Source organism: Acinetobacter kanungonis (assembly GCF_009939195.1).
Lineage (GTDB): Bacteria > Pseudomonadota > Gammaproteobacteria > Pseudomonadales > Moraxellaceae > Acinetobacter > Acinetobacter kanungonis.
On record NZ_JAACKC010000006.1, the window covers coordinates 150,747 to 174,207 of the forward strand.

Annotated in this window: 22 protein-coding genes; 4 read left to right on the forward strand and 18 right to left on the reverse strand. The window is 42.1% G+C overall.

The features are described from left to right. Window positions 1-14: 14 nt before the first annotated feature. From GWK51_RS12810 to GWK51_RS12820, 3 genes are read right to left on the reverse strand one after another with little or no spacing between them, the layout of a single operon-like run. On the reverse strand, window positions 15-797 hold the full coding sequence (locus tag GWK51_RS12810; RefSeq protein ID WP_161934001.1) for a transglutaminase family protein: 783 nt from the start codon (window positions 795-797) through the stop codon (window positions 15-17). Further along, window positions 794-1,396: an alpha-E domain-containing protein gene (locus tag GWK51_RS12815; RefSeq protein WP_100241770.1), complete on the reverse strand. Its 603-nt coding sequence runs from the start codon at window positions 1,394-1,396 to the stop codon at window positions 794-796. The genes GWK51_RS12810 and GWK51_RS12815 overlap by 4 nt, the downstream gene beginning before the upstream one ends. A 31-nt stretch (window positions 1,397-1,427) precedes the next feature. After that, window positions 1,428-2,975 (reverse strand): circularly permuted type 2 ATP-grasp protein, encoded by a 1,548-nt coding sequence (locus GWK51_RS12820; RefSeq protein WP_161934002.1) that lies wholly within the window; start codon window positions 2,973-2,975, stop codon window positions 1,428-1,430. Between the two features lie 253 nt (window positions 2,976-3,228). Between GWK51_RS12820 and GWK51_RS12825 the strand changes: the two genes are divergently transcribed. After that, entirely contained in the window at window positions 3,229-4,221 is a 993-nt protein-coding gene (locus tag GWK51_RS12825; RefSeq protein WP_100241772.1) for a helix-turn-helix transcriptional regulator, read from the forward strand. Between the two features lie 401 nt (window positions 4,222-4,622). On the opposite strand, the gene GWK51_RS12830 is transcribed toward GWK51_RS12825, so the two are convergent. The 9 genes from GWK51_RS12830 to madL form a co-directional block, all read right to left on the reverse strand. Then, window positions 4,623-5,546: an acyltransferase domain-containing protein gene (locus GWK51_RS12830; protein WP_161934003.1), complete on the reverse strand. Its 924-nt coding sequence runs from the start codon at window positions 5,544-5,546 to the stop codon at window positions 4,623-4,625. Next, window positions 5,524-6,402 (reverse strand): triphosphoribosyl-dephospho-CoA synthase MdcB, encoded by an 879-nt coding sequence (gene mdcB, locus GWK51_RS12835; protein ID WP_161934004.1) that lies wholly within the window; start codon window positions 6,400-6,402, stop codon window positions 5,524-5,526. The genes GWK51_RS12830 and mdcB overlap by 23 nt, the downstream gene beginning before the upstream one ends. Further along, window positions 6,380-7,060 (reverse strand): malonate decarboxylase holo-[acyl-carrier-protein] synthase, encoded by a 681-nt coding sequence (mdcG, locus tag GWK51_RS12840; RefSeq protein WP_161934005.1) that lies wholly within the window; start codon window positions 7,058-7,060, stop codon window positions 6,380-6,382. The genes mdcB and mdcG overlap by 23 nt, the downstream gene beginning before the upstream one ends. A gap of 11 nt (window positions 7,061-7,071) precedes the next feature. Further along, window positions 7,072-7,788, reverse strand: a complete 717-nt coding sequence (gene mdcE / locus GWK51_RS12845; RefSeq protein WP_100241776.1) for a biotin-independent malonate decarboxylase subunit gamma — start codon at window positions 7,786-7,788, stop codon at window positions 7,072-7,074. Window positions 7,789-7,792: 4 nt separating this feature from the next. Beyond that, window positions 7,793-8,680, reverse strand: coding sequence for a biotin-independent malonate decarboxylase subunit beta (locus GWK51_RS12850; protein ID WP_161934006.1), 888 nt, complete (start codon window positions 8,678-8,680; stop codon window positions 7,793-7,795). 3 nt (window positions 8,681-8,683) lie between these two features. Continuing rightward, window positions 8,684-8,992, reverse strand: a complete 309-nt coding sequence (gene mdcC, locus GWK51_RS12855; RefSeq protein WP_100241778.1) for a malonate decarboxylase acyl carrier protein — start codon at window positions 8,990-8,992, stop codon at window positions 8,684-8,686. A 5-nt stretch (window positions 8,993-8,997) separates the two neighbouring features. Next, window positions 8,998-10,653, reverse strand: a complete 1,656-nt coding sequence (mdcA, locus tag GWK51_RS12860; RefSeq protein WP_161934007.1) for a malonate decarboxylase subunit alpha — start codon at window positions 10,651-10,653, stop codon at window positions 8,998-9,000. A 21-nt stretch (window positions 10,654-10,674) separates the two neighbouring features. After that, entirely contained in the window at window positions 10,675-11,436 is a 762-nt protein-coding gene (gene madM / locus GWK51_RS12865) for a malonate transporter subunit MadM (protein WP_161934008.1), read from the reverse strand. A gap of 62 nt (window positions 11,437-11,498) precedes the next feature. Further along, window positions 11,499-11,900: a malonate transporter subunit MadL gene (gene madL / locus GWK51_RS12870; RefSeq protein WP_161934009.1), complete on the reverse strand. Its 402-nt coding sequence runs from the start codon at window positions 11,898-11,900 to the stop codon at window positions 11,499-11,501. 125 nt (window positions 11,901-12,025) lie between these two features. On the opposite strand from madL, the gene GWK51_RS12875 reads away from it, so the two are divergent. The 3 genes from GWK51_RS12875 to GWK51_RS12885 all read left to right on the forward strand — a co-directional run bounded on the left by GWK51_RS12875 (window position 12,026) and on the right by GWK51_RS12885 (window position 15,489). Further along, window positions 12,026-12,700 carry a GntR family transcriptional regulator gene (locus tag GWK51_RS12875; RefSeq protein ID WP_161934010.1) on the forward strand — a complete coding sequence of 225 codons (675 nt, stop codon included), beginning with the start codon at window positions 12,026-12,028 and terminating at the stop codon, window positions 12,698-12,700. A 616-nt stretch (window positions 12,701-13,316) separates the two neighbouring features. After that, window positions 13,317-14,837 (forward strand): catalase, encoded by a 1,521-nt coding sequence (locus GWK51_RS12880; RefSeq protein ID WP_161934011.1) that lies wholly within the window; start codon window positions 13,317-13,319, stop codon window positions 14,835-14,837. 139 nt (window positions 14,838-14,976) lie between these two features. Beyond that, window positions 14,977-15,489 (forward strand): ankyrin repeat domain-containing protein, encoded by a 513-nt coding sequence (locus GWK51_RS12885; protein WP_161934012.1) that lies wholly within the window; start codon window positions 14,977-14,979, stop codon window positions 15,487-15,489. A gap of 44 nt (window positions 15,490-15,533) precedes the next feature. On the opposite strand, the gene GWK51_RS12890 is transcribed toward GWK51_RS12885, so the two are convergent. From GWK51_RS12890 to GWK51_RS12915, 6 genes are all read right to left on the reverse strand, one after another. Continuing rightward, complete coding sequence (locus GWK51_RS12890; protein ID WP_161934013.1) at window positions 15,534-16,358, reverse strand: SDR family oxidoreductase; 825 nt, start codon at window positions 16,356-16,358, stop codon at window positions 15,534-15,536. A 36-nt stretch (window positions 16,359-16,394) separates the two neighbouring features. Continuing rightward, a complete protein-coding gene (locus tag GWK51_RS12895; protein WP_161934014.1) occupies window positions 16,395-17,273 on the reverse strand; it encodes a TauD/TfdA family dioxygenase in 879 nt (292 codons plus the stop codon). Window positions 17,274-17,363: 90 nt separating this feature from the next. Further along, window positions 17,364-18,890 (reverse strand): AMP-binding protein, encoded by a 1,527-nt coding sequence (locus GWK51_RS12900; RefSeq protein ID WP_161934015.1) that lies wholly within the window; start codon window positions 18,888-18,890, stop codon window positions 17,364-17,366. A 5-nt stretch (window positions 18,891-18,895) separates the two neighbouring features. Further along, on the reverse strand, window positions 18,896-19,492 hold the full coding sequence (locus tag GWK51_RS12905) for a thermostable hemolysin (RefSeq protein WP_235941148.1): 597 nt from the start codon (window positions 19,490-19,492) through the stop codon (window positions 18,896-18,898). A gap of 657 nt (window positions 19,493-20,149) precedes the next feature. Further along, the gene (locus GWK51_RS12910; protein ID WP_161934016.1) at window positions 20,150-21,868 is read right to left on the reverse strand and encodes a GMC oxidoreductase; all 1,719 of its coding nucleotides are present in this window, start codon (window positions 21,866-21,868) and stop codon (window positions 20,150-20,152) included. Between the two features lie 111 nt (window positions 21,869-21,979). Continuing rightward, window positions 21,980-23,425 (reverse strand): coniferyl aldehyde dehydrogenase, encoded by a 1,446-nt coding sequence (locus tag GWK51_RS12915; protein WP_161934017.1) that lies wholly within the window; start codon window positions 23,423-23,425, stop codon window positions 21,980-21,982. Window positions 23,426-23,461: the final 36 nt, after the last annotated feature.

Consider the following 23,461-nt stretch of genomic DNA (forward strand, 5'->3'; position numbering starts at 1 on the left):
TTAATACACTCACATTAACATGCAAGTACCTGAACAATTGAGTGCATTGATTCAATACCACCCTTTTCGCGCACTCCACGAATTGGGGCAACATCCCAGTAATCACGCCCCACTGCAACATAGACATGCGCTTCAGGGCTGAAAAGCTGGTTACTGGTATCAAAACAATACCATGTGTTATCTAGAAATACCTCAGCCCAAGCGTGACTGGCAAGGTGTGATGTATTTGGCACAAATAAATAACCCGAAACATAGCGCGCTGGCAAGCCCAAAGCCTTGCACATGGCAATAAATACATGACTATGGTCCTGACAAACTCCTTGACGATCTTGAAATGCGTCAATGGATGAGGTTTTGACTGAGGTTTGATTCGGTAAATACGGAATATGCTGCAAAATCGCTTCTGAAAGTTTCATCAAATTGAGACGGTTAATTTCAGGCACTAAACGATGTGCAAACTCCTTCATTTCAGCATTACACAACGTGGTCGGCGTTGGTTGCAAAAAAAGATAAGGATTCAGATGATCCGTCATGTTTAAAGCAAAAGGCTTAGGAGACAATTCAATAATGCCCTGCGCCATAATGGTCATCTGCTCATAGGCAAAACGTTGTGAGCTGGTAATCCAGATATTTTTAAAGGCATCCTGCTTCACACAACGCTCACCCGGCACACTGACATCCCAGTAATGCACTTTTTGATGTGTATTATTAAAAGGTGTCATTTTAATATACTGAATGCTATTACACGCTTGTTCAGTATATTGATAATGCGTTTGATGATTAATCATGAGTTTCATGCATTCACCTCAAACAGATATTGCACCTGATCACTAAAATTATAGAAACTCATTTGATCTGGCTGAGTTTTGAGTTGTTGCCAAGCCTCATCTAAACTCTCCCATCCCATCTGTTCTAGAACTTCAATAAATCCAGCGATATGCTGTAAGGTTTGGGTCTGATCCTGCTTTAAACGTAGCTGGCGATCCAATTGTTCTAGCGTTTGCCCCAAAGAGAAAAACAAGAAGATTTCCTCAGGTTCAGCTTCAAGTACTTCTCGACAATCTGCAATTACATCACAAATGCAGGTGGAGTTTTCACAGGCATTGCGAATGTATTGGTTCAATTCAGCATAGGTTTTCGCTGAAAATACCCCTCTTAACTCCTGAATATTGTCTTTTGCATATTGAAACTGCTGGATAAAGGAATAAGGCTGTTCAGGATCTAACACCAATTCATTTAGTGAACTGGCATCAAACGCGGGTAAACAAAAAGCATGCGCAAAGGTCACTGCCTTTTGGTCATCTGTAAATGGAAATTGGGTACATAAATATTCAATACGGGTTAAATAGCGACCTAACCAAAAAATATGTTGTGCATTGGTATTCAGTAAAATCATGAAATTGCTCCTCAATCTTTGTGGTTATTGTTTATGAATGGAGATGGTCTACAACCCAAGTGTCTTTAATTCCACCACCCTGTGAGGAATTCACGACCAAAGAGCCTTCCTGCATCGCCATACGGGTTAAACCACCAGGCACAATTTCTGTGCGGTAAGGTGAACTCAGCACGAATGGACGTAAATCGATATGACGCTCTGAAAGACCAGTATCTGTCAGCATTGGACAGACGGATAAATCCAAAGTTGGCTGTGCGATATATAGATGTGGTGTCGCTAAAATTTTATCTTTGAACGTTGCAATTTGTTGTGCAGAAGCATGTGGTCCGATCAGCATGCCGTAACCACCTGAACCTTGAGCTTCTTTAACAACCAGTTGAGATAGATTATCCAACACATATTCAAGATCATGACTTTCACGACATTGATAGGTAGGAACATTCTTTAAAACTGGCTGTTCGCCCAAATAAAATTGAATCATTTTATCGACATAAGGATAAATGGATTTGTCATCCGCCACACCTGTACCCGGAGCATTTGCGATGACCACATTTTTTTGCAAATAGGCAGACATTAAGCCCGCAACCCCTAGCGTACTATCCGGCATAAAACACAATGGATCGAGATAATCATCATCAATACGACGATAAATTACATCAACCTGTTGTTTGCCCCGCACGGTTTTGACATAAACCTTATCGTTTTCGACGTAAAGATCACGCGATGTTACTAAAGGCACACCCATTTCCCTTGCCAAGAAGGAGTGTTCATAATAAGCACTGTTGAAACGACCTGGCGTTAAAATGACAATAAAGGGGTTATCGACTAAGGCATTTTCAGCCAAGATGTCTTTAAGCAATAATGGGTAATGTTCAATGCCTTGTAAGTTATTTTGCTGACAAAGTTCTGGCATTAATTTTTGACTGATTTTACGACTTTCAAGCATGTATGACACGCCTGATGGTGTTCTTAAATTATCTTCCAATACATAGAACTCACCATGACGATCACGGACAATATCAATCCCGCTAATTTGGCTATAGATTTTGCCTTTTAAACTGTGATTGCACATGTGCGGTTGATAGGCTTCATGTTTCAGTACCTGTAATTCAGGTACGATGCCAGCCTTGAGAATATCTTGTTGATGATAAATATCATGTAGAAAAAGGTTTAAGGCTTTGGCACGTTGCCCACAACCGAGTGATATTTTGTTCCACTGTTTCCTTGCGATCACACGTGGAATCACATCATAAGGAATGGTTCGCTCAGTCCCCTCTGCTTCGCCATATACGGTAAAAGTAATGCCCTCATATAAAAAATGTTCTTTAGCACGCTGATTTAAAGCTTGTAAATCATCTAATGTATATTGTGAAAGCCATTGTTCTATTTTTGCGCATGCAGTTTCAGAAACTGTATGATCATCTAACATTTCATTAAAAAAAACGGAATTGGTTCTCTCAAAAAGTAACTGTGTTTTCTCCTGTTGTTTTGCTATACCCTCCACTTTTCCTGTCAATTGCTTAGTATCCACATCTCGTGATAAACCGTTTATCTCTGCAATCTCATTCTCTTTAAGCATATGACCCTCTTTATATTTATAGCACTACATTTTTATATCTAGCAATAAGGATGCCATTCCTTGCATCTCCTTTGCTGTAACGCTATTTATTCATGTATTCCTGCTGCACTCAATGTCATTTCTGCTTGATGTTGTGTCTAAAATTATTGGACTTTCTTTGCCCTATTGTTTGAGAAATACTTGCCAAGCGGGTCGGGTTTTTTTATTGTGTTGGACATAGTCTTGTAAATTCCAACTGATCTATTTTTTAATTATGTCTGCACAAGAAAAAGAAACTTCGAATAGTCTTTATCGACAATGGCAAATCCTGTCTCGCCTTTCTACGGGTAAATGGATGGGTACGCGAGAATTACAAGAACTCTTACAAAGAGAAGGCATTGATATCAGTTTGCGCACCATTCAGCGTGATTTAAATCAAATTTCGCAGCGATTTCCTATCGAAAGTAACAAAACTGTACCGCAAGGCTGGCGTTGGCGCTCTGATGCACCCATTCAAAGTTTGCCGCATATGACCAGTTCACAAGCGGTTACCTTTATGATGGTCGAAGAACATTTAAAGCACCTGTTACCGCCAAGTTTGCTCGAAGAAATGAACCCTTGGTTTGATTTGGCTCGACGCAGTTTATCGACCCAAAACAACGTACGTCAGTGGATTAATCGGGTTCGTATTGTGCCAGCCAATCAACCATTAATTCCGCCTGTCGTAGATCGTGCAGCTCAACAAGCGATTTATGAAGGCTTATTACAAGACAAACAATTAGAGTGTATTTATCAGAAACGACCACAGGCGGAAGAAAGCGTTTATACGCTTAATCCATTGGCTTTGGTGCAAAAAGGTGCAACGATTTATTTAATCTGCACTCGTTTTGATAAAACTGACATTCAGACCTTTGCCCTGCACCGTTTTAAATCAGCCAAAGTGCTCGAATCACGCGCACTGCATCCAGTAAACTTCGATATTGATGCATATATTGAATCTGGCGCACTCGGTTTTAGAGTGGATTACACCAAACCGACCGATAATGTTGCATTAAAACTTACGATTCCAGAATGTGAAGCGCACTATTTCGAAGAAAGCCAACTGAGCAAAGATCAAGTGGTGACGCCTTTAGCAGACAATCTTGTTCAAATTTCAGCTACTGTGCCTTTCACCTCACAACTGACTTGGTGGTTACGCAGCTTTGGTAATAAGATTCAGAAAATTGAACCGGAAGAAGTCGAACGCGCTGTACAACAGCGTGACTGAAATAGCTGTTTCATACATTAAATAGCAAAAAAAAGTCCCAACAATTGGGACTTTATAATTTTATTGTCTTTGTCTGTTTGAATTTATCATGTTGCGTGTTGATGGATTTAGACCTTATGCCTTTGCACCCCATTTCATATGATCTAAGTGTTTTGCACATTGCACTGCACATGGGAGGGTTCAGCAAGCGAGTTCTCCACGGTTGTAACGGATCGATTTAATGGTCATAGCTTAATGCTCCAAGTTGATTTCAGTTCAATCAATATACTCAATCTTTCACTTCAGCTGAAATAAGCAATTGTTCCAACCAAATCATATTTTTGACTTAAATGAATTTCTGCAAAGCACCTGCAACATGACTTGATAAAGACTAAAACCTTCTAAGCCATTAAAGATTTTATTTAGGAATAGGTATTGATCTGCTTTTCAATCCAAAGCTCTAGCCCTTGCATAGTCTTAAAATCATCGACTGCTCTGACCGCACAACTTGGGTGTCGCTCCAATAACATTTTGCTTAATGCAGTGCCCGGTCCAATCTCGAGGACGATATCAGGTTGATTTTCTTGAATGGCGGTTAAGCAAGAATCCCAATCTATGGCATGGTTCATTTGCTCAATGAGCGCATCGACCGCTTCACTGGATTTAAAGTATTTTTGTCCACCTGAACCACTAATCATTGGAATACTTAGGCGATTCAACGTCTGTTGCTGCAAAACTTGCTGATACGGGGCTACAGCGCTATTCATTAAGGGGGTGTGAGAAGGAATCGTAACATTCAGTCGTTTCACCGAACGTACGCCCTGCTGTTCAAGTTGTAGCGTCAATTGTTTTAGGTTTTCATCATCACCACCGACAATAAAACTGCTGTCACTGATTTTGATTGAAACCTCGGTAGCTGTCTTTGTTAAAAGTGGTTCAAGGGCTTTCAAGTTAATTCCTTGCACTGACATTAAGCCACTTGAACTTTGTGCAGCAGCCGTCATCAATAATGCACGTTGCTGTGCCAGATATAGCCCCTGCTCAAAACTAATGTCTGTTGAACAACTTAGGGCACTAAGTTCTCCCAGTGAATAACCTGAAAAGCTGATAATTTCATCTAATAGCGGTTTTAACTTTTGCCAACGACACCATTGCAGTGCAAAAATAAAAGGCTGGGCAAAATCATTCGGATATAAATCCGCTTCGCTTAAATCTGGATCAAATAATTTCGGTAAATACTGTTGCAGTTGCTGAGTAACATTTAACTCGAGGGCTAAGTCTTTGAGTTGCTGTACATGAGATAAATTCTGTAAACCTTGCCCACTAAATATAATTGCGAAATTCATGTTCCACCTTCAGCAAAAATAAAGTCACGCCTAATAGGTCGGCACTACCACCTGGGCTTAGACGATGTTGCACAAAATAATCTTCAATTTTCTGCACATCTTCGACCCAGTGTTGTTGTAATACACCACCACGCGCCAAAAACTGTTTTGCCATGTCTTGCACAATATATAAAGCGGATAAACCACCACGCCAAACGATATTAGTGTCTTGCAGATGTGCCATTAAAGCAAACAAAGTTTGAATCGAGGCTTTGTTTTGATCCGCAGTTCTGTCATAGATGGCTGAATAATGTGGAAGCGCGACATCCATAACAGTTTTAAAACCAGAAGCCACCTCTTCAATTGCCCCCGTAATGCCATATTGACTGCGCATACGCTGCCCATGACTATTCGGGTTGCGTTCTAAATGATGCAGTAATTCGTCTTGCCATGTTTGCTTGAGCATTTTACTAACGGCATCTGCATGTATAGGCGTATCGGCGGCGAGACATTTTCCTACGGCTGCACTGGCGAAACCTAAATTAAAAATCGCCCCTTTATGGGTATTCACCTGCTTGGTGGCTGCCATCATATCCTGTTCAGCTTGAATCCCGCATTGTCGAATGCTGTCAAAACTGATTTCATGATAGCCATTTAAACATTGTTCTTGAAAATAATAAGTTAGGGACTGGATGCTACGCTCAAACAAGGCAAAATCCATATCTTGATGGCTACCTTGCGTGGTTGGGCAAACCAAACCGGGTTTATGCGCCAAACTTACTTCATCATAAAGCGCTGTTCGCGCCAGAAGATCTAAGCGCATCGCATGCTGCGAAATATCTAAGAATAGATGGTCATGCTTCTGTACAGTTTGCATCTTCAAGATTCCATTCTAATAGTTGTTCTAATTTCAGCATGTCCACACGCTGCAAACCTTTGCCGATAATGCTCTGCTTAACGTCAGGATAAATCATCAGCAATTCATTAAATGAAACATGCCAGACTGGATGGATTTTAAGTTCACCATCTAAACGGACTGCACTTAAAGTTTGTGTTTTTTGAATCAGTTGTAAAATGTCTGCTAATCTTGACATGTCTTGCGGATATAAAACCAAATCTAAATCCGAGGTAGCACGTACATAGGCTTCTTGGGTCAGATATTCGTAGGCATAGGAGCCATAAACATAAACTTCACAGTTGAGTGTGATTAAAGCTTTAGCAAAATCATGCAGTGCTGCATCTTGAAAAGTCCGAGGACGTTCAATTAATAAGGTATGTAAGGAAAGTGGTCGGGTAATGAGCTGAATTTCATCCGCTTCGACCAAGCAAGCCACACGATATTTACACCCATCAACCAAGCAATTGATCGCCAGCTTAACCTGAGTTACATCGTCATTGTCCTGCCGACAAATGGTCATCGGCACGGACTGTTGCAGCAACTGGTACACTTTTTGTCTAGCAGGTTCAGGTAAGGAACTATCCAAAAAATGTAGGTCTGCTGCGGGATGCAAATAAGCCAAGTCATGACGATCCATATACTTCCTCCTTAAGCGTTGGCAACTTTCTCGATCACTGGGTTACACAACTGACGACCTTGGCGTTGCTGACCGACAACACGGCGCTGGTCAGTAATATAACTTTCGAGCTGTTGCTGCTGATTTAACAGGGCTTGGCTAATCCAGTCGGACTCTAAATCAGGCCAAATGGCATTAATCGCGCCCATTTTGTAGAAATTCTCCACACCCGGTGCAAAGATGGCTGAACTTTGTGACAGGTCTTTCAATTTCTCCACAGGGATTTTAGTGACACGCGCCATCGCATTCAGATCCATCACTTTGACTTGTGAATCACTGAGTGCATAGACTTCATTTGCCATTAATCCATAAGACAGGAATCCACCACTGACTGCTTGTCCAAAAATAATGGCTAAATTGGCATGTCCACTACGACGCAGCAAATCTACACAAGATGCCAAATGCGCAAAGGTACGGTTTAAGCACAACAGTTCATCGGCACGTGACAGGTCTTGTCCTTGGGTATCGACAATAAACACCACTGGGGTTTTGTTTTGCTGTTGGATCAATTGCAGAATTTCGCCTGCAAGCTCAATCGCAATTTCCTGATTAATTGGTGCAGCATTGACCGTACCTAAAATGCGTACAGGACCCGCTTCTGTTTCAGCATTGCCTTTAATCACATAACCATTAATCTGGTAGTCCAACTGCTTTGGAAATAATTGTTTTAAGAGTAATTCTGTATTCATCTGCTTATCCTTGCTTTAACAACTTCACTTCATGCGCAGAGAGCATCGGGATTTGTTCTGGATGAGCAATGCCCATTTCATGCCAGATTTGCAATCCATCATTTTTGCCAAACCAGCGCTGCTGTTGCTGTTCCAGTTGTTGTTGCTGTTGTAGCAATTGTTCCAAATCCAGACGTGGAGCAACTTGATTCAATTGTGCCGAAATGGCATCGCGGATATCGGTTATGTCATCTTCAACCAAAACTTGGGCATGATTGAGCAAGTAACGATGCTTACCGCCAGTCACGCGCCAGACTAAAGCACGGTCTTTCGAGTCAAATTCCTCAACACCTTTGACCGTTTCAATCACTTCTGGACCCGATAAAGCCAAACGCCCTTCTTCAGTCATAATGATGGTACTGCTTAAGCAAGCACTGATACCCATGCCACCAAATGCGCCACAGGTCCCGCCAATTACCGTGATAATTGGAATACCTGCATGTCGTACTTGCAGCATGGCACGCATAATTTCTGAAATTGCAATCAGACCCGCATTGGCTTCATGTAAACGCACACCACCTGAATCTACAAAGAACACTACGGCTTGCGATTGATCCTGAATGGCTTTATGTAACAGCCCGACAATCTTTGCCCCGTGGATTTCCCCCACGGCACCGCCCATGAACTGTCCTTCTTGGGCAATAATATGGATTGCGGTTTGATTGATGGCTGCTGTCCCAATAATCACGCCATCATCAAAACTGCCTGGAATATCCAAAGCAGACAAGTGCGGGCTAACTTCAATTTCGGTCGGCTTCAAAATTTCTTTAAAGCTGTTTTCATCGACCACAGCTTGAATACGTGCACGTGCCGTTTTTTCATAGAAACTGTTTTTCAACATCACTAAATCCATGTTTTATTCTCCCTTAAACATAGAAATGGCTTGGCTTAGGCGCAAATTCACCACTGCAGGAGTCGCCCCCATATCATTCAACTGAAGTTTCAGCCCTGCCACCGCATGACGCTGTGCAAATTCATTTAAAACGGATTGCCATACATGCTGGAAACCTACCGCAGATGTAGTCACTTCCACTTGGCATACATCGGCTTGATCATGCTGTGAAACCAGAACCTCTAAGTTTCCAGAACCGACCACACCACAAATCACAGGAGCTTTTTCTAGCGTTAACGGCACTGACTGTATTTCGAATTTTAACTTTTCCATGTAAATCACCAATTTCTGAAGCGACTTGGAGGACTGTATAAACCGCCCGACCATTTAACTAAATCTTTGACCGATTTGGCTGCAAGCAAATCACGACTCACCTGAGTCGGGTCAATGCCTAAATCTTCTGGACGTTGAATAATGCCGCGTTGGCGTAATTCTTCGACTTTGGCTGCATCACGCTTCAAGCCAACTGGGGTATAACCAGCTACACCACGAATGGCTTGCTCACGTTCTTCATCGGTACGGCAAAGCAGTAAATTGGCAATGCCTTCTTCCGTCACAATATGGGTGACATCTTCGCCATAAATCATGATTGGCGGCAGATCACTGTCCATTTTGTCTTGGAGTTGCCAAGCATCTAGCTCTTCGACAAATACTGGGTGCATGTGTTCACGGTAAGTTTCCACCGTTTGTACCACCAATTTCCGTCCTTTAATCAGCTTACCATCCGTCGCTTCACGACCTGCTTTGGTATAAGCATAGCTGGCATGACGGCGACCATGCGGGTCTGACCCCATATTTGGCGCTCCACCAAAACCAGAAATACGATCGACCGTTGCGGTTGAACTGTTACCTTGCAAATCAATCTGTAAAGTCGAACCAATAAACAAGTCACACGCATAGAGACCTGCAGTTTGGCTAAAGGCACGATTCGAACGCATGCTGCCATCACTGCCTGTAAAGAACACATCTGGACGTTCTTTAATATAGTCTTCCATCCCCACTTCCGAACCGAAGCTATGTACAGAATCGACAAAGCCACTTTCAATCGCTGGAATCAGGGTTGGATGCGGGTTCAATGCCCAATTGGTACAAATCTGCCCCTTTAGCCCTAAGGATGCCGCATAGGTTGGGAGCAATAATTCAATGGCTGCGGTGTCAAAACCAATCCCATGATTTAAGCGCTGAACTTGATACGGCGCATAAATGCCTTTAATGACCATCATCGCCATTAAAATCTGCACTTCAGTAATTTGTGCTGGATCACGGGTAAATAACGGTTCTATATAGTTGTGCTTGGGACTTTCGATATAAAAGTCAACCCAATCCGCAGGTACATCCACGCGTGGCAGCTTATCGACAATTTCATTGACCTGCGCAATCACAATGCCGCTCTTGAAGGCTGTCGCTTCAACAATCGCAGGCGTATCTTCCGTATTGGCACCCGTATATAAATTGCCTTCACGGTCTGCCGCATGTGCAGTAATCAAACATACATTTGGTGTCAGGTCGATAAAGTAGCGACCATACAACTCTAAGTAAGTATGAATGGAGCCAATACTAATTTTTTGCTGCTGAACCAACTGTGCCAAGCGTAAACTTTGTGGACCTGCAAAAGAGAAATCTACTTTAGAGGCAATACCTTTCTCAAATACATCAATATGACTTGGCAATGCCAAAACAGATTGCACAATGTGTAAGTCATTCACCGCATCTGGATTACATTGACTTAAGCATTTTGAAAGGAAATCGGCTTGTTTCTGGTTATTGCCTTCTAAACAGACGCGATCGCCACTGGCTATGACCGTTTCTAAAAGTTCAATTGCACGCGCATGTTCAACTTGTTTGCTAAAACCTTTTTGTTGTGCAAGATCAAGCTTCTGTTGTCTGCGTGTGCGCTGCTTATCCCATAAGCGCTTCTTAACCATTTGGTTCATGTTGACACCTTTATACTTTGATTAACCGAAAATGGCATTGACCGTAAGGAAAAATACCGATGGTCCAAGTAAACAACCCAAACCTGTGTAGAATGTAGCGACAAGTGCACCATAAGGAACTAGACGCACATCTGTACCTGCTAAACCTGCTGCTGTACCACTGGTTGTACCCGCCAAGCCACCAAAAACCATGGCAGAACGCGGACTTTTCAAATACATGAATTTTGCAAGTAAAGGTGTTCCCACCATAAAGAACACGGCTTTAATTAAACCAATGGCAATTGAGAGTGCAATCACTTCTGAAGTTGCACCAATTGCAGTACCCGTCACTGGACCCACAATATAGGTCATTGCGCCCGCACCAATTGTGGTCATTGAAACTGGGTCTCTATAACCCATGACCCAAGCCACCATTGCACCAACTACAAATGGAATGACGCAGCCTAAAAGCAATGCAATCATGCCGACCTTGCCAGCTTTTTTGACTTCTTTGACATCGACTTCAAATGCCGTAGAAGCAATTGCTAAGTCACGCAGCATGGCACCACCGAGCAAAGCAAAACCGCCAAAAATTTCGATATCTGAAATACCCTTTTCACCTTGGGTATATACACCTGCAAAGTAAGCCAATACTAAACCCATGGTGATTGCAAATGCTGAACTTTGTAATTTACCTTTAGTAAGATATTTAGACAGCAGATGGGAGATATACATCATCAAGCCTGTAACGGCTAAGGCTGTGACTAATGCATTCTTTGTTAAAACCGTGACTATTTCTTCCATTACGTTTCTTCCTTGTAACCCGACTAACCGTTTTTTATTCTGTGTACTTGAAACTCTTACAGTTAAACTGCCTTTTCTGCAGTTTCTACTGTCCATTCATAAGATTCATAATCACCGCTAGATTTGTTTAACCAGCGAATCACTAGAACCGTTGCAATGAGAGATGCTACAGATACGATCAGTCCTAACATTCCACCAGATAATGCGGCAACCACGTTTTGACCTGCTGACATAGCGACTACGATTGGAATGTACATCCCTGACCAGTACAACACACCGAACTGTGTGGTTTGTGGCAGATGACCACGTTTTGCTAAAAGCTCCTTTGAGATAATGAGTAAAATCATGGCAATTGCGACACCACCAACATTGGCTTTAACGCCAAGTGCCATACCTAGAATATTGCCTAGATAAACACCGAGTAGATGGCAGACTGCCAGTATGGCTGTTCCGTAAATAATCATCGCTGAATCCTCCCTGGATCATGCTGTACTTCTAATAATTTGGTATAGTTATAGCCTATCTGTATTCAGTGTACAATGCTTTGTACTCAAATAAACATAAATTGTATACAATTTTTTGGTGATGTATGAACTCTATTGCGGAACTCCCTCTTTCTATTCAAATTAGTAAAAAACTAGAGGACGATATTATTTATGGTTTCTACTTACCGGGAACCAAACTGGATGAACAAGAGCTGTGCGAACGCTATGGTGCTTCTCGCACGCCAATTCGTGAGGCATTAAAACTGTTGGCTGCTGAAGGTTTAGTTGAAATTCGCCCCCGTCGTGGTGCGATTATTCCAACCATTAACCCACTGACTTTATGTGAAATGTTTGAAGTGATGGCTGAACTGGAAGCCATGTGTGGGCGTTTGGCGGCGCGACGCATTCAGCCTGAAGAAAAACTCGAATTACAACGCTTGCATCAGTTGTGTCAGGACTATTTGAATCAGAATGATTCAGAAAATTACTATGAAGCGAATCGACTCTTTCACTTTGCCATTTACCAAGCCAGTCACAATGCTTTCTTAATCGAGCAAGCCTGTACGCTACATAAGCGTCTACATCCGTATCGTCGTTTGCAACTGCGTGTGAATAACCGTATGAACAATTCATTCACGGAACATAACGACATTCTGGAAGCCATTTTTGCGGGCAATGAGCAACAAGCTGAGGCTTTACTGAAAGCACATGTGGTGATTCAAGGACAGAAATTCACTGACTTTATTTCGACCATTGAAAGTCTACAGCCTAAATCTTAACAAGGTCGCATATCTAGGGATTCGGGATAATGTCTGTAACTTTCTTAATAAAAATCATGAAAGCCTTTTCAGCGCATGAAAAAGCATAGTATTGATTTTACCGTTTTTGAGTATCAATCTTTCCAATTTGTATTGCATCTTAGCGTAGATGCAATACGCCTCCATCCAGTGCTCATCCAACCTGAATTTCTTGCGTAGTTGAGATATTACCGATTAAAAATAGAGTCGATTTAAACAGTATAAAAATTCAATGATTTCCTTATAAATCACAGCCAAAATACCCGTTAATTTAAAAAAACAAATACACAAGATATTGTTTTTATTAAATAAAAATAAAATTAAATACAGATACAAAATCAGTTCTTGATTGATCTTCCTTTATTCTTATTTAAGATGTTACTCTCAAATTCAGTTGATGATTTTTACACGCCCGAAATCCTCATATCTATAATTTGATGGCGTTTAATCAATGCAGATGCTCCCAATTTTAAATGTCGAAGATTTATTCGATCTATTTTTCAGATAAATTACATAAAAATAAACGGTTTTACCAAGTTTCTATAATTCAGTAGCTTAACTCTCACAGGAAAGGAAAACTATCGTCGAGAGATTTAATATGTTTAAACGTTCATTACTTGTTGCCATGCTCGCAGCAGTAACTACCAGTAACTATGCAGCTCCACTAACTAAAGACAACGGCGCACCAGTTGGCGATAATCAAAACTCAATTACCACGGGTGAACATGGTTCTACCCTACTTCAAGACGTCCAATTGGTACAAAAACTGCAACGCTTTGGACGCGAACGTATTCCTGAACGCGTCGTGCATGCCCGTGGTACAGGTGCTTATGGTGAGTTCGTAACCACCAAAGATTTATCTGACCTGACCGTTGCCTCTTTATTCAAAGCGGGCACGAAAACACCAGTCTTTTTACGCTTCTCTACCGTGATTCATTCTAAAGGTTCACCAGAAACCTTACGTGACCCGCATGGTTTTGCCATTAAATTCTATACTCAAGAAGGCAATTGGGACTTGGTAGGCAACCAAACCCCTGTATTCTTTATTCGCGATGCGATTAAATTCCCAGACTTCATTCATGCCATGAAACCATCGCCGATTGACAACGTTCAAGACCCGAACCGCATTTTCGACTTTTTACAAAGTCAGCCTTGGGCAGTCAATATGTTGACCTATGTCTACACCAATAACGGTGTTCCAACCAGTTATCGTGAGCAAGATGGTTTTGGCGTGCACGCATTCAAACTGTATAACGATAAAGGTGAATACAAGTACGTGAAGTTTAACTTCCGTTCTAAGCAAGGCGTCAAAGGTCTTAACCTTGAACAAATTCAAGCAATGCAGGCCAAAGACTTCAACCACTTGACCAATGATTTGTACAAGAACATTAATGCGGGCAACTTCCCGAAATGGGATTTGTATATTCAGGTGCTTGATCCTAAAGATCTGAATAAGTTTGATTTTAACCCATTAGATGCCACCAAGATCTGGCCGACCAATTTGGTTCCTGAAATGAAAGTAGGCACTTTGACTTTAAACCGCATGCCGAAGAATTTCTTTAATGAAACCGAACAATCGGCATTTGCACCAGGCAACATCGTGCCGGGCATTGAGCCTTCTGAAGACCGCTTGTTGCAAGGTCGTGTGTTCTCTTATTCAGATACGCAAATGTATCGCTTAGGCGCAAATCATCAGCAGATTCCAGTGAACCGCCCTGTCGTTCAGGTCAACAATAACAATCAGGATGGCGCCATGAACATCTCTGAGCGTGAGTCGAATGTGAACTACGAACCGAGTCGTATGGAGCCTAAGCCTGCGACAGCCAACGCCAAGGCAGTTATGACGCCATTAAATGGCACGGTCATGCAACAAGCCATTCAAAAAGAACAGCCGTTTAAACAAGCGGGTGAATTGTACCGCTCTTATTCAGCTACCGAGAAAAAAGACTTAATTCGTAATTTGGCTGCGGACTTGGGTGCAGTCAAAGATGCCGAAACCAAACACATCATGCTGTCGTATTTCTACAAAGCTGATGTGGACTACGGTACGCGTTTGACTCAAGCCGTGAAAGGCGATTTGGCAATCGTGAAAGCCAAAGCCGCGCAGTTGAAAGACTAATTTCAACCATCCACCAGATGTGTGACTAGGGAAAATTGGACGTCACCACCGAGAAGCCCTGTAAAACTCTACACCTTTCCTGCAACCCTAGGGTGAGTTTTACAGGCACTATTTTTATTGTCGGTTAGGAGTCTTGAACATGAGAACATTATTCAATATGAGCATGTGGGCTTGCTTAAGCATCAGCAGTATCACCTTGCTGACCCTTGGCATTGAAAGTGTCAATGCTCAAGAACCCACAGCAGCACCAATCACGCAAACAGATTCTGCTCAGCAGGAATTGATTGATCTGTATTTTGCTGCTGCTAAATCTGGGAATAGCGAAGTCATTCAAGAATTTCTGAGCCATGGCTTTCCTGTAGATGTTAAAAACCAAGCAGGATTTACTGCCCTAATGATGGCGGCCTATTATGGTCATGCCGAAGTCATTGACACTTTATTGGCGCATCAATCCAATCCTTGCCTACGCGACAGCAAAGGACATACCGCACTCATGGGTGCGATTGTAAAAGGTGAATGGGGCATTGCCAAACAACTCAGTAAAGTCGATTGTGACCAAGCAGCCAAGCGAGAAGGTGCTTTAACTACCGAAGAATTTGCCAAAGTCTTTGGTCAGCAAGATAAACTCAAACAGTTGTTACAATCCCCTTAATCCATAACTTACGAAAATTAGGCACCCTATTACTACAGTACTATTTATGAAACCGTAGTGATTTTAGGGTGATTCAACTCTGCAAAACGCTGAATTTTATCAATGTCTTTTTGAATTGAATTCGATACCACATTCGGAAGTACCTGATTCACTTTAACAAAGATTTTTTCAGGATAGCCCACTTGATAGTACAACTTGTCGTTTTGAATAAATTGATACAGCTCCTCAGCCACAAAAGCAGGACTGTCCATTTTCACACCCAGTTTGGCATTCATTTCAACCACTACGGGACTGTTCATGGCCGTGTCGGTTGCACGTGGCGAGAAGTATTTAAACTGAATCTTTGAATTGGAATATTCACGTGCCAAAGCTTCGGTTGCACCGCGTAAGGCAAACTTACTGGCACAGTAACTGACATAACCGGGGTAACCAATGCTGCCAAAAGTCGAACCCATATTAATGATTTGGCTCGGTGCCGTTTTCGACATCAATGGAATAATCTGCTGAATCAATTGCAATGGATAGACCACGTTAATCAGCATCATCTGTTCAATGGCTTCACTAGATTGATGACTGAACAAGGAAAAATCATTCACCCCTGCATTGTTAATATAATAATTGATGCAAATATTTTGCTGCGTCAATGCTTGGATAAATTGCTCACGACTCTCTGCATCGCTCAAATCACAGCACAGGCTTTGCAGTTGCAACTGCGGAAACTGTCGTTTCAGCTCAGCCTGCATGCTTTGTAATGCTTCGGCATTACGTGCCACCAGTACCACATTCACATTGTTTTTACATAAGTTTTCAACAATGGCTTTACCTATACCACCTGTTGCCCCAACAATCACTGCGGTTAAATTTGACATAATTCTATTCCCTCTCATTTTATTCAGACTTCGCGCTTAAAATGTTTGGTTCAATCCTAAACCCATACTGATATAGAGTTTACGCTGCTCAAGTGGCACTAAAATTTCACGTCGACCATGCATCAAGCGTTTGTTGTCGATAATCGCCACATCGCCATCTTGCCAGTCAATTTCCTGTGTATGCTGTTCACAAAGTTCCACCAGTTCTGCAATCAGTTCCTGACTGATCTCGCGACCATCCGCAAAAGTAAATTTGGGTTTTTGATAATTGTAGGATGGTCCCAAAATGGTATTGGCAAATGCAGGTACGCCTTTCAAATTATCATGGCGAATCATATTCATTTGCAGATGATATTCCACCCCGCCCTCATGTGCTGGAATTATGGCTTGTCCCGGAATCATCTGAATAAACTTGTTCAAATCTTCCCAAGTCACGTTATCCGCTTCGGCAATATTCAAAGCCGTTGCCACATATTTCTGCCAAATCTGTTTCGGCAAATAGCGGCTAATGGTCATCGGTGCTGCAAACTTTTGTTTTAACTGCTCAGATAAGCTGTTATATACCGCATGCCCATCACACACAGTCGTTTGTGAACCTTGCGATGCGCTGACTTCACTAAAAAAGGCAATCATGTCGGGCGGCAAAGGCGTGGTGCCATTTTCAATATGCAGTCCCACAGCCTGAGTGCCTGCATCCACTTTTTGAGATTGTTGCGTGATGTTTTCACGGGCAGGGTCATAGGTCAGCTTTTGGCATAAAGCTGTCATCAACTCACTAAAACGCTGCACGTCATAATCTTGATGTCTGAGTAGAATCCAGCCTTGTTCACGCAAGCTATGCTTGATTTCTGCATGACTTGAAGCTGGGTAACTACGACTCTGCTCAAGGTCAAATACGGATTGTTCAATATTCATATCTTTACTCACTATCTAGTGAAATTTTATGCTTTGAAATTAAGTCTTCAGGTCTTGTTACGACTATCGATTGCGTAGCTGAACGGTAGCTTAATGAAGCGATAAATACAGCCCAAATTGCTTTTTAATTTCGTTGCGTCTCAATTTTCCATTATCTGTTAGCATCTGATTATTCAGTGAAAATGGCTCGGTGGATCGATACCACTGCTTAATTTGGGCATAGTCAGGCATGCGATCATTGGCTTTTTGTACCGCTTGCTGCAACATGCCATCCGACACAGTGCCTTTGGCATAAATCACGGCAGAAAGATAAGGCTGTGCTTCACCAAAAATCGCAATCTGGTTGATTTCTGGCTCACTAGAACCATTGGATTCCACCCATTCTGGGGAGATATTGCGCCCAAAACTGCTGACAATAATTTGCTTAATCCGCCCTGTAATAAACAGATACCCTTCTTCATCAAAGAAGCCTGCATCACCTGTATGAATCAGCGGATCAACAACCTCTTCGTTGAGATAGCCTTGCATGGCATTGCCACGAACAACCACTTCACCATTGTCTGCAATTTGCACATCGACATGGGCCAAAGGCTTGCCCACGCTGCCAATTTTTCTGGCATTCGGCAAATTCAGACTGACCACAGAAGCGCATTCTGACAGCCCATAACCTTCATAAACAGGTAAGTTCAACTGTTGCGACTGCAACAGCAAATCGGTCGAGACCTTGCCACCACCGACGGCAATAAATTTCAAACTTGCAAAAGCCTGTGCACCATGCTGCTGAATATATTCCACCATTGCCTTGAGCATTTGTGGCAATAAGATCACGCTCTGAATCTGATACTGCTGCACAGTGGCTGCAAAGTTTTCCACCTTAAACTCATGATTCGATACCAGTCCAAACTGGCTGACATTGCCAACCACAATTGAACGTCCCATATTCAAGGCAACATAACTACCTGCAATATTTTCCAGCAAGGTTGCAAACGGAATTAGACATAAATGGCGTCCCAACTGGCTCGATTGTAAGGCTGTACTCAGAGATTCAGTAATCGACTGGATGGTTTCTTCCGCTAGGCACACGCCTTTCGGTGTGCCCGTACTGCCTGAGGTATAGGTAATCTTTGCAGGAACGACGGAATCTGTAAGCGCGGATGCAGCAGCATTATTTAAACGAATAAAAGTGCCTACAGCCTGTGCGGCAGCCAACAACTGCTGAATACGACCTTGCTCACTCAAGTTATGCAGCCATGTATTGTTTTTTGCAACACCATCAAGGTGATAGGCTGAAATAGTCAAATTGACATCTGCCATAAAAATCGTATCGACCGCGCTGTCTTGGAGTAGATGTAAAATCTGTTGCGCACTAAAAAACAACGGAATCGGGATCACGGTAATCCCAACCTTTTTAGCGGCCAAATCAATCAGCACCCAATCAATACTGTTCATGCCCCAGATCGCAAGTTTCTGCGTCTGTAACTGAACAAGTTCCTTGCTCAGCAGTTCTACCGCATGGTCCAGCTCTGCATAGGTCACGCTGCGCGCTTCGGTGACAATCGCTTCACGTTTAGGGCTTTGTTTCGCGTATGCGGCAATAACATCAAAAAGTTGATTCATACCCTTCACCCACTGATTGCAGAATGATTAATCTTAAAATCATAATGTTGTTGAGTCACAGCCAAAGCATCCGCAACATTAATCGCCAAGACCAAAGGTTTTTGCTGGTAGTAATTTCCCCATTGTTTTTGGGCTTCACCCAATACTTCAGGGTTCGCTTTCTCTAGAATTTGAAAATGCAGACCCATTTGCTGTAACACATAGCGCACGGCAATTGTCCCCGTACACACCGCCCACTCCACTTCCGCTACGGTCAGGTAAAACACCAAAAATGCCACAATCATTTTGGCGTATTCCATGTTCTGTGATGCCAAATTGCCAATTTCGACAATCTTGTCGCGTGAAACATCACGTTGAATCATTTTCTTCAAAGTTTGTTCAATTGGCTGTACCAGATATTGTTCCAAAAATGCCTGATGCGATTTCAACTGCTCAATGCCAATTGCCACTTGGGTTTGATGCTTAAATTCCCCCACAAATAAAGTGGACGAGAAATGTGACAAGGTGGCTTTATGTATTTCCTGATACTTGGTACTGATGAAGCTTTCCACCTGTTTGCGCTCGGCTTGATTTTCTTGCACAGCATGTATGTGCAGCATCATATTTTTTTGATGTGACACAACTCGATAGGTTTTCTGGTCGTGTAATTCATTCAAATATTCTAGTTTTAATACAGAATTTTCATAAATTTTATGATTTTTATAATAATTCAGACCACCATATGTAGTTGAAAAATTTTTCCCAAAGATGAATGTCGTCATAGTCATCTCGCCATAAATTGATTCATTTAAAAATAAGTTTTGAAACTTAAAAAATACTTAAATCTTCATGACAATTTCGTGACAACACCAGTCACACTATTAAATTATAATTCTTATTATCAATAGCTTATAGAAATTACTCCAACTTGAATCACAGTTAAGATACAAAACAATATATTAAAACATAAGATATAAGAATCTAACTGAAAATTGTTATCTTTTACACTATTTATTCTGCAATTCGACCAATACTTAAATATAGATAAATGTAATACAGGATAGATAAAACACACTCACTTAAAATAATCATATTTTATAAAAATATATAAATTTAAAACCTTGAATCATGCTAATTTTTATTCACATAAATGATATGGATCGAAATGGCGATCCAGCTTTTCCAATTCCAAAACACTGAAAAGGCACTGAAAAAATGATCCATAAAAATATATAGACCCACAACGGATCATCTCGTTATGGGTCTATGAATGGCGTTGATTAAGCTTGCGCTAATGCAATGGCTAAATCACCTGTACCTTTTAATTCCGAGACCTGCCCATCCAAAGGCTGGCTAAACTGAATGCGCTTAATCTTCGAAGCATTTTCTTCATTGAAGATTGGAATTTGGCTCATGGCAAATTCAGACAATGCCGTAATGGTTAAGGACGGATTGACCCCCAAATTACCCGGCACAATTGAACCATCAATGACACGTAGATTTTTATAGCCGAAGACTTGCCCCGTAAAATCAACGACACCATTAGATTTGTCACTGCCCATTGGCACCCCACTCATAATATGCGCTGTGGTTGGCGTACCCAATATAATTTCGGTGAGTGCCGAACCCGGTTCTCCCCCCAACTTTTCTGCAATCAATTTGGTGGCTTTTTCAGCCGCAGGAAATGAAACCGTGAGCGGTGTATCCTCAGGTTTTTGTACCGCAGTAATGCTGTTTTTAAACAAGCGATACCACTTACGACGCCATTCCAAATGAATGAACGCCTCCGACTTTTGCATCACCAATAAAATAATCGAGTTTTTGGCTTTACCCTTATAGCGTAGGACTTTATAAGTTTTCCATGGATGTAGCAGAGTATTGAACACAAACTTCATAAAACGAATGAAGCCTTGTCCTGTCACCATTGGCACATAAGGAATGTAAATCCAAGATGCATCTGCCCCTTCAGGGAAACGCGTGACTTCAATGTTGGTATCGGCATCCACGGAAATAAAGGAACTGATTGCCACACCATCATCCAGTCTTTCACGCGTGTTGTTGGCTGTGGTGAGGGTTTCAGAATTGGTGCGAATCTCTTGCCCTAAGAGTTTCGAGATATTCGGTAAAGTCTTGTGTCGATCTCGCATTTTAAGCAGCATGGGTACAGTACCCATGACTCCCGCAGACAACACCACCCCTCGGCTGCGCAAACTATACTGACGCACTTGTTTGCCTACGGTTTCTTTCACAATAATTTCATACCCTGCACTGCCATCTTCATTCAGCGGGGTAATTTTTATCACTTCAGAACTTGGTCGAATCTCCACTCCATTGCGCTCGGCAAAATACAGATAGTTCTTCATCAGGGTATTTTTGGAGTTATTGCGGCAACCTAACATGCAGGCTCCGCAATAATTGCAGGTTTTGCGCTCTGGTCCATCACCATTAAAATATGGGTCTTGCACCGCCTTGTTTTGCTGACCATCGACTTGCGGGAAAAACACCCCTGTCGTGACTGTTTTAAAAGAATTGGCATAACCCATCTCGCCTGCGACCGCTTTTAAGATATGGTCAGCCACATTGGTATAGGTATTATTGGCGGTTCCCAACATACGCTGTGCCAAACCATAAAATGGCTTTAGGATTTCTTTCCAGTCTTTACGAATCTTGCTCCATGCCTCGGACTCAAAAACCGCATCGGGTGGAATTAAATGTACATTGGCATAAATTTGCGACCCGCCACCTACACCAACCCCATGCAAAATGGTGGTCTTGCTGGTAAAGGTAAATTGCATGGTGCCTTTGAATCCGAGTTCAGGCATCCATAAATAATTTTTGGTATCTAAATTGGTGGTTGGAAAATCTTTGTCTTCACGGCGTAAGCCTTTCTCCAAGATCAAGACTTTATAGCCTTTTTCACTTAGGCGTAACGCACTGACCGATCCACCAAACCCTGAACCAATCACAATCTGATCAAAGTCAAAATGTTGATTACTCATTCTATTAACTCCTTTAATAGCTCTTTTTTCCTTTTTTAAACATGACTTTCCCCTGAGCTTCAAAAATGAGGTTTGAAGCTCGCAGTCAGGTTTAAGTGTTTAACCTAAAATTTAAGATTTCATACGAATTAAAAAATTCAGTACCCAAGTCGCAAACTTGCCATACGGTGGTGCCAGAAATTTCAAACTCGAAAAACCTGCTTGATAAAACACTGGACGCATTTTCGAGAAGGTCAGAAAACCTTCATAACCATGATAATGTCCCATGCCACTGGCACCCACGCCACCAAAGGGTAAGTCATGTTGTCCCACGTGGAATAACGCATCATTCACCGAGACCCCACCCGACATGACACGGCTGATGTAGAACTCAACCAATTTTTTTTTGTGACTAAATGGATAAAAAGCCAATGGTCGATCCCGCTGTACAATGTAATCCACCACCTGCTCAGGCGTTTGATAGGTTTTCACCATCAGAATCGGACCAAAGGTTTCGCGCGTATCAATTTCCATCTCTTCATTGCTGTCGAGTACCAAAGTCAACGGAATCTTGCGTGTTGCAGCATCAGCGTCTTGTTGATTGAGATTAATTAAGGTTGCCCCCTTGGCTTCAGCATCGGCAAGACTATGCATCAAACGCTGATAGGCACGATCATCAATCACCGAGGTGTAATCTTTACTATGAATATCTGGCACATGTGCTTGCACCCAAGCCTTGGCTGTTTGAATTAATTCCTCTAACTTCGATTCATGCACAAACAGATAATCGACATTGGTACAGATTTGCCCAGCATTAAATTGCTTCACAAACATAATCCGTTCCACTGCTTTTTCCATTGGATATTCAGGGTCAATCACCGCTGGAGATTTCCCACCCAGCTCCAAAGTTACTGGCGTTAAGTTCTGCGCTGCGGCTGCCATGACCTTACGCCCTGTTGCCCCTGAACCTGTAAACATCAAGTGATCAAAGGGTAATTTGGAAAATGCGATGCCAACTTCACCTGTTTCATCAAAAATTTGCAGCTTCTCTTTGGCAAAATATTTAGGGCTAATTTCAATTAATAGTTCTGCCAAATGTCTTGAATTTTCCGACATTTTCACCATCGCTGTGTTACCCGCAGCAAACACGGCGGACAATTGCGAGAACATCAAATTGATTGGGAAATTCCACGGTACAATCACGCCTATCACACCAAGCGGTTGTGGAATCAAACGGTTCTTGGCACCGAAGTACATGCTGTGATCGACCTTACGCTTTTGTACTTTGGTCCATTGGTTTAAATGTTTGATGCTGCTATTAATGTCATCTGTCGCTGTAATAATTTCTGCCAGTAAGGTTTCATGACGCGAACGATTGCCATAGTCCCGATTTAAAGCTTCAACAATGGCTTCACGATGATTATTAATCATGGCTTTTAAATTGAGTAAATGCTGCTTTCTTTGCGCATTGCTTTCAATTCCTTGCTGATGAAAACTCGCGCGCTGCAATTGGAAGCAGTCTTGTAGGGTCTGCTCGATCATGGTTTGCTCGATATGAGACTGTACTGTAAGTTGCATAGACTTTCCTTTTAACAGCTAAAATGGCAATTCAAT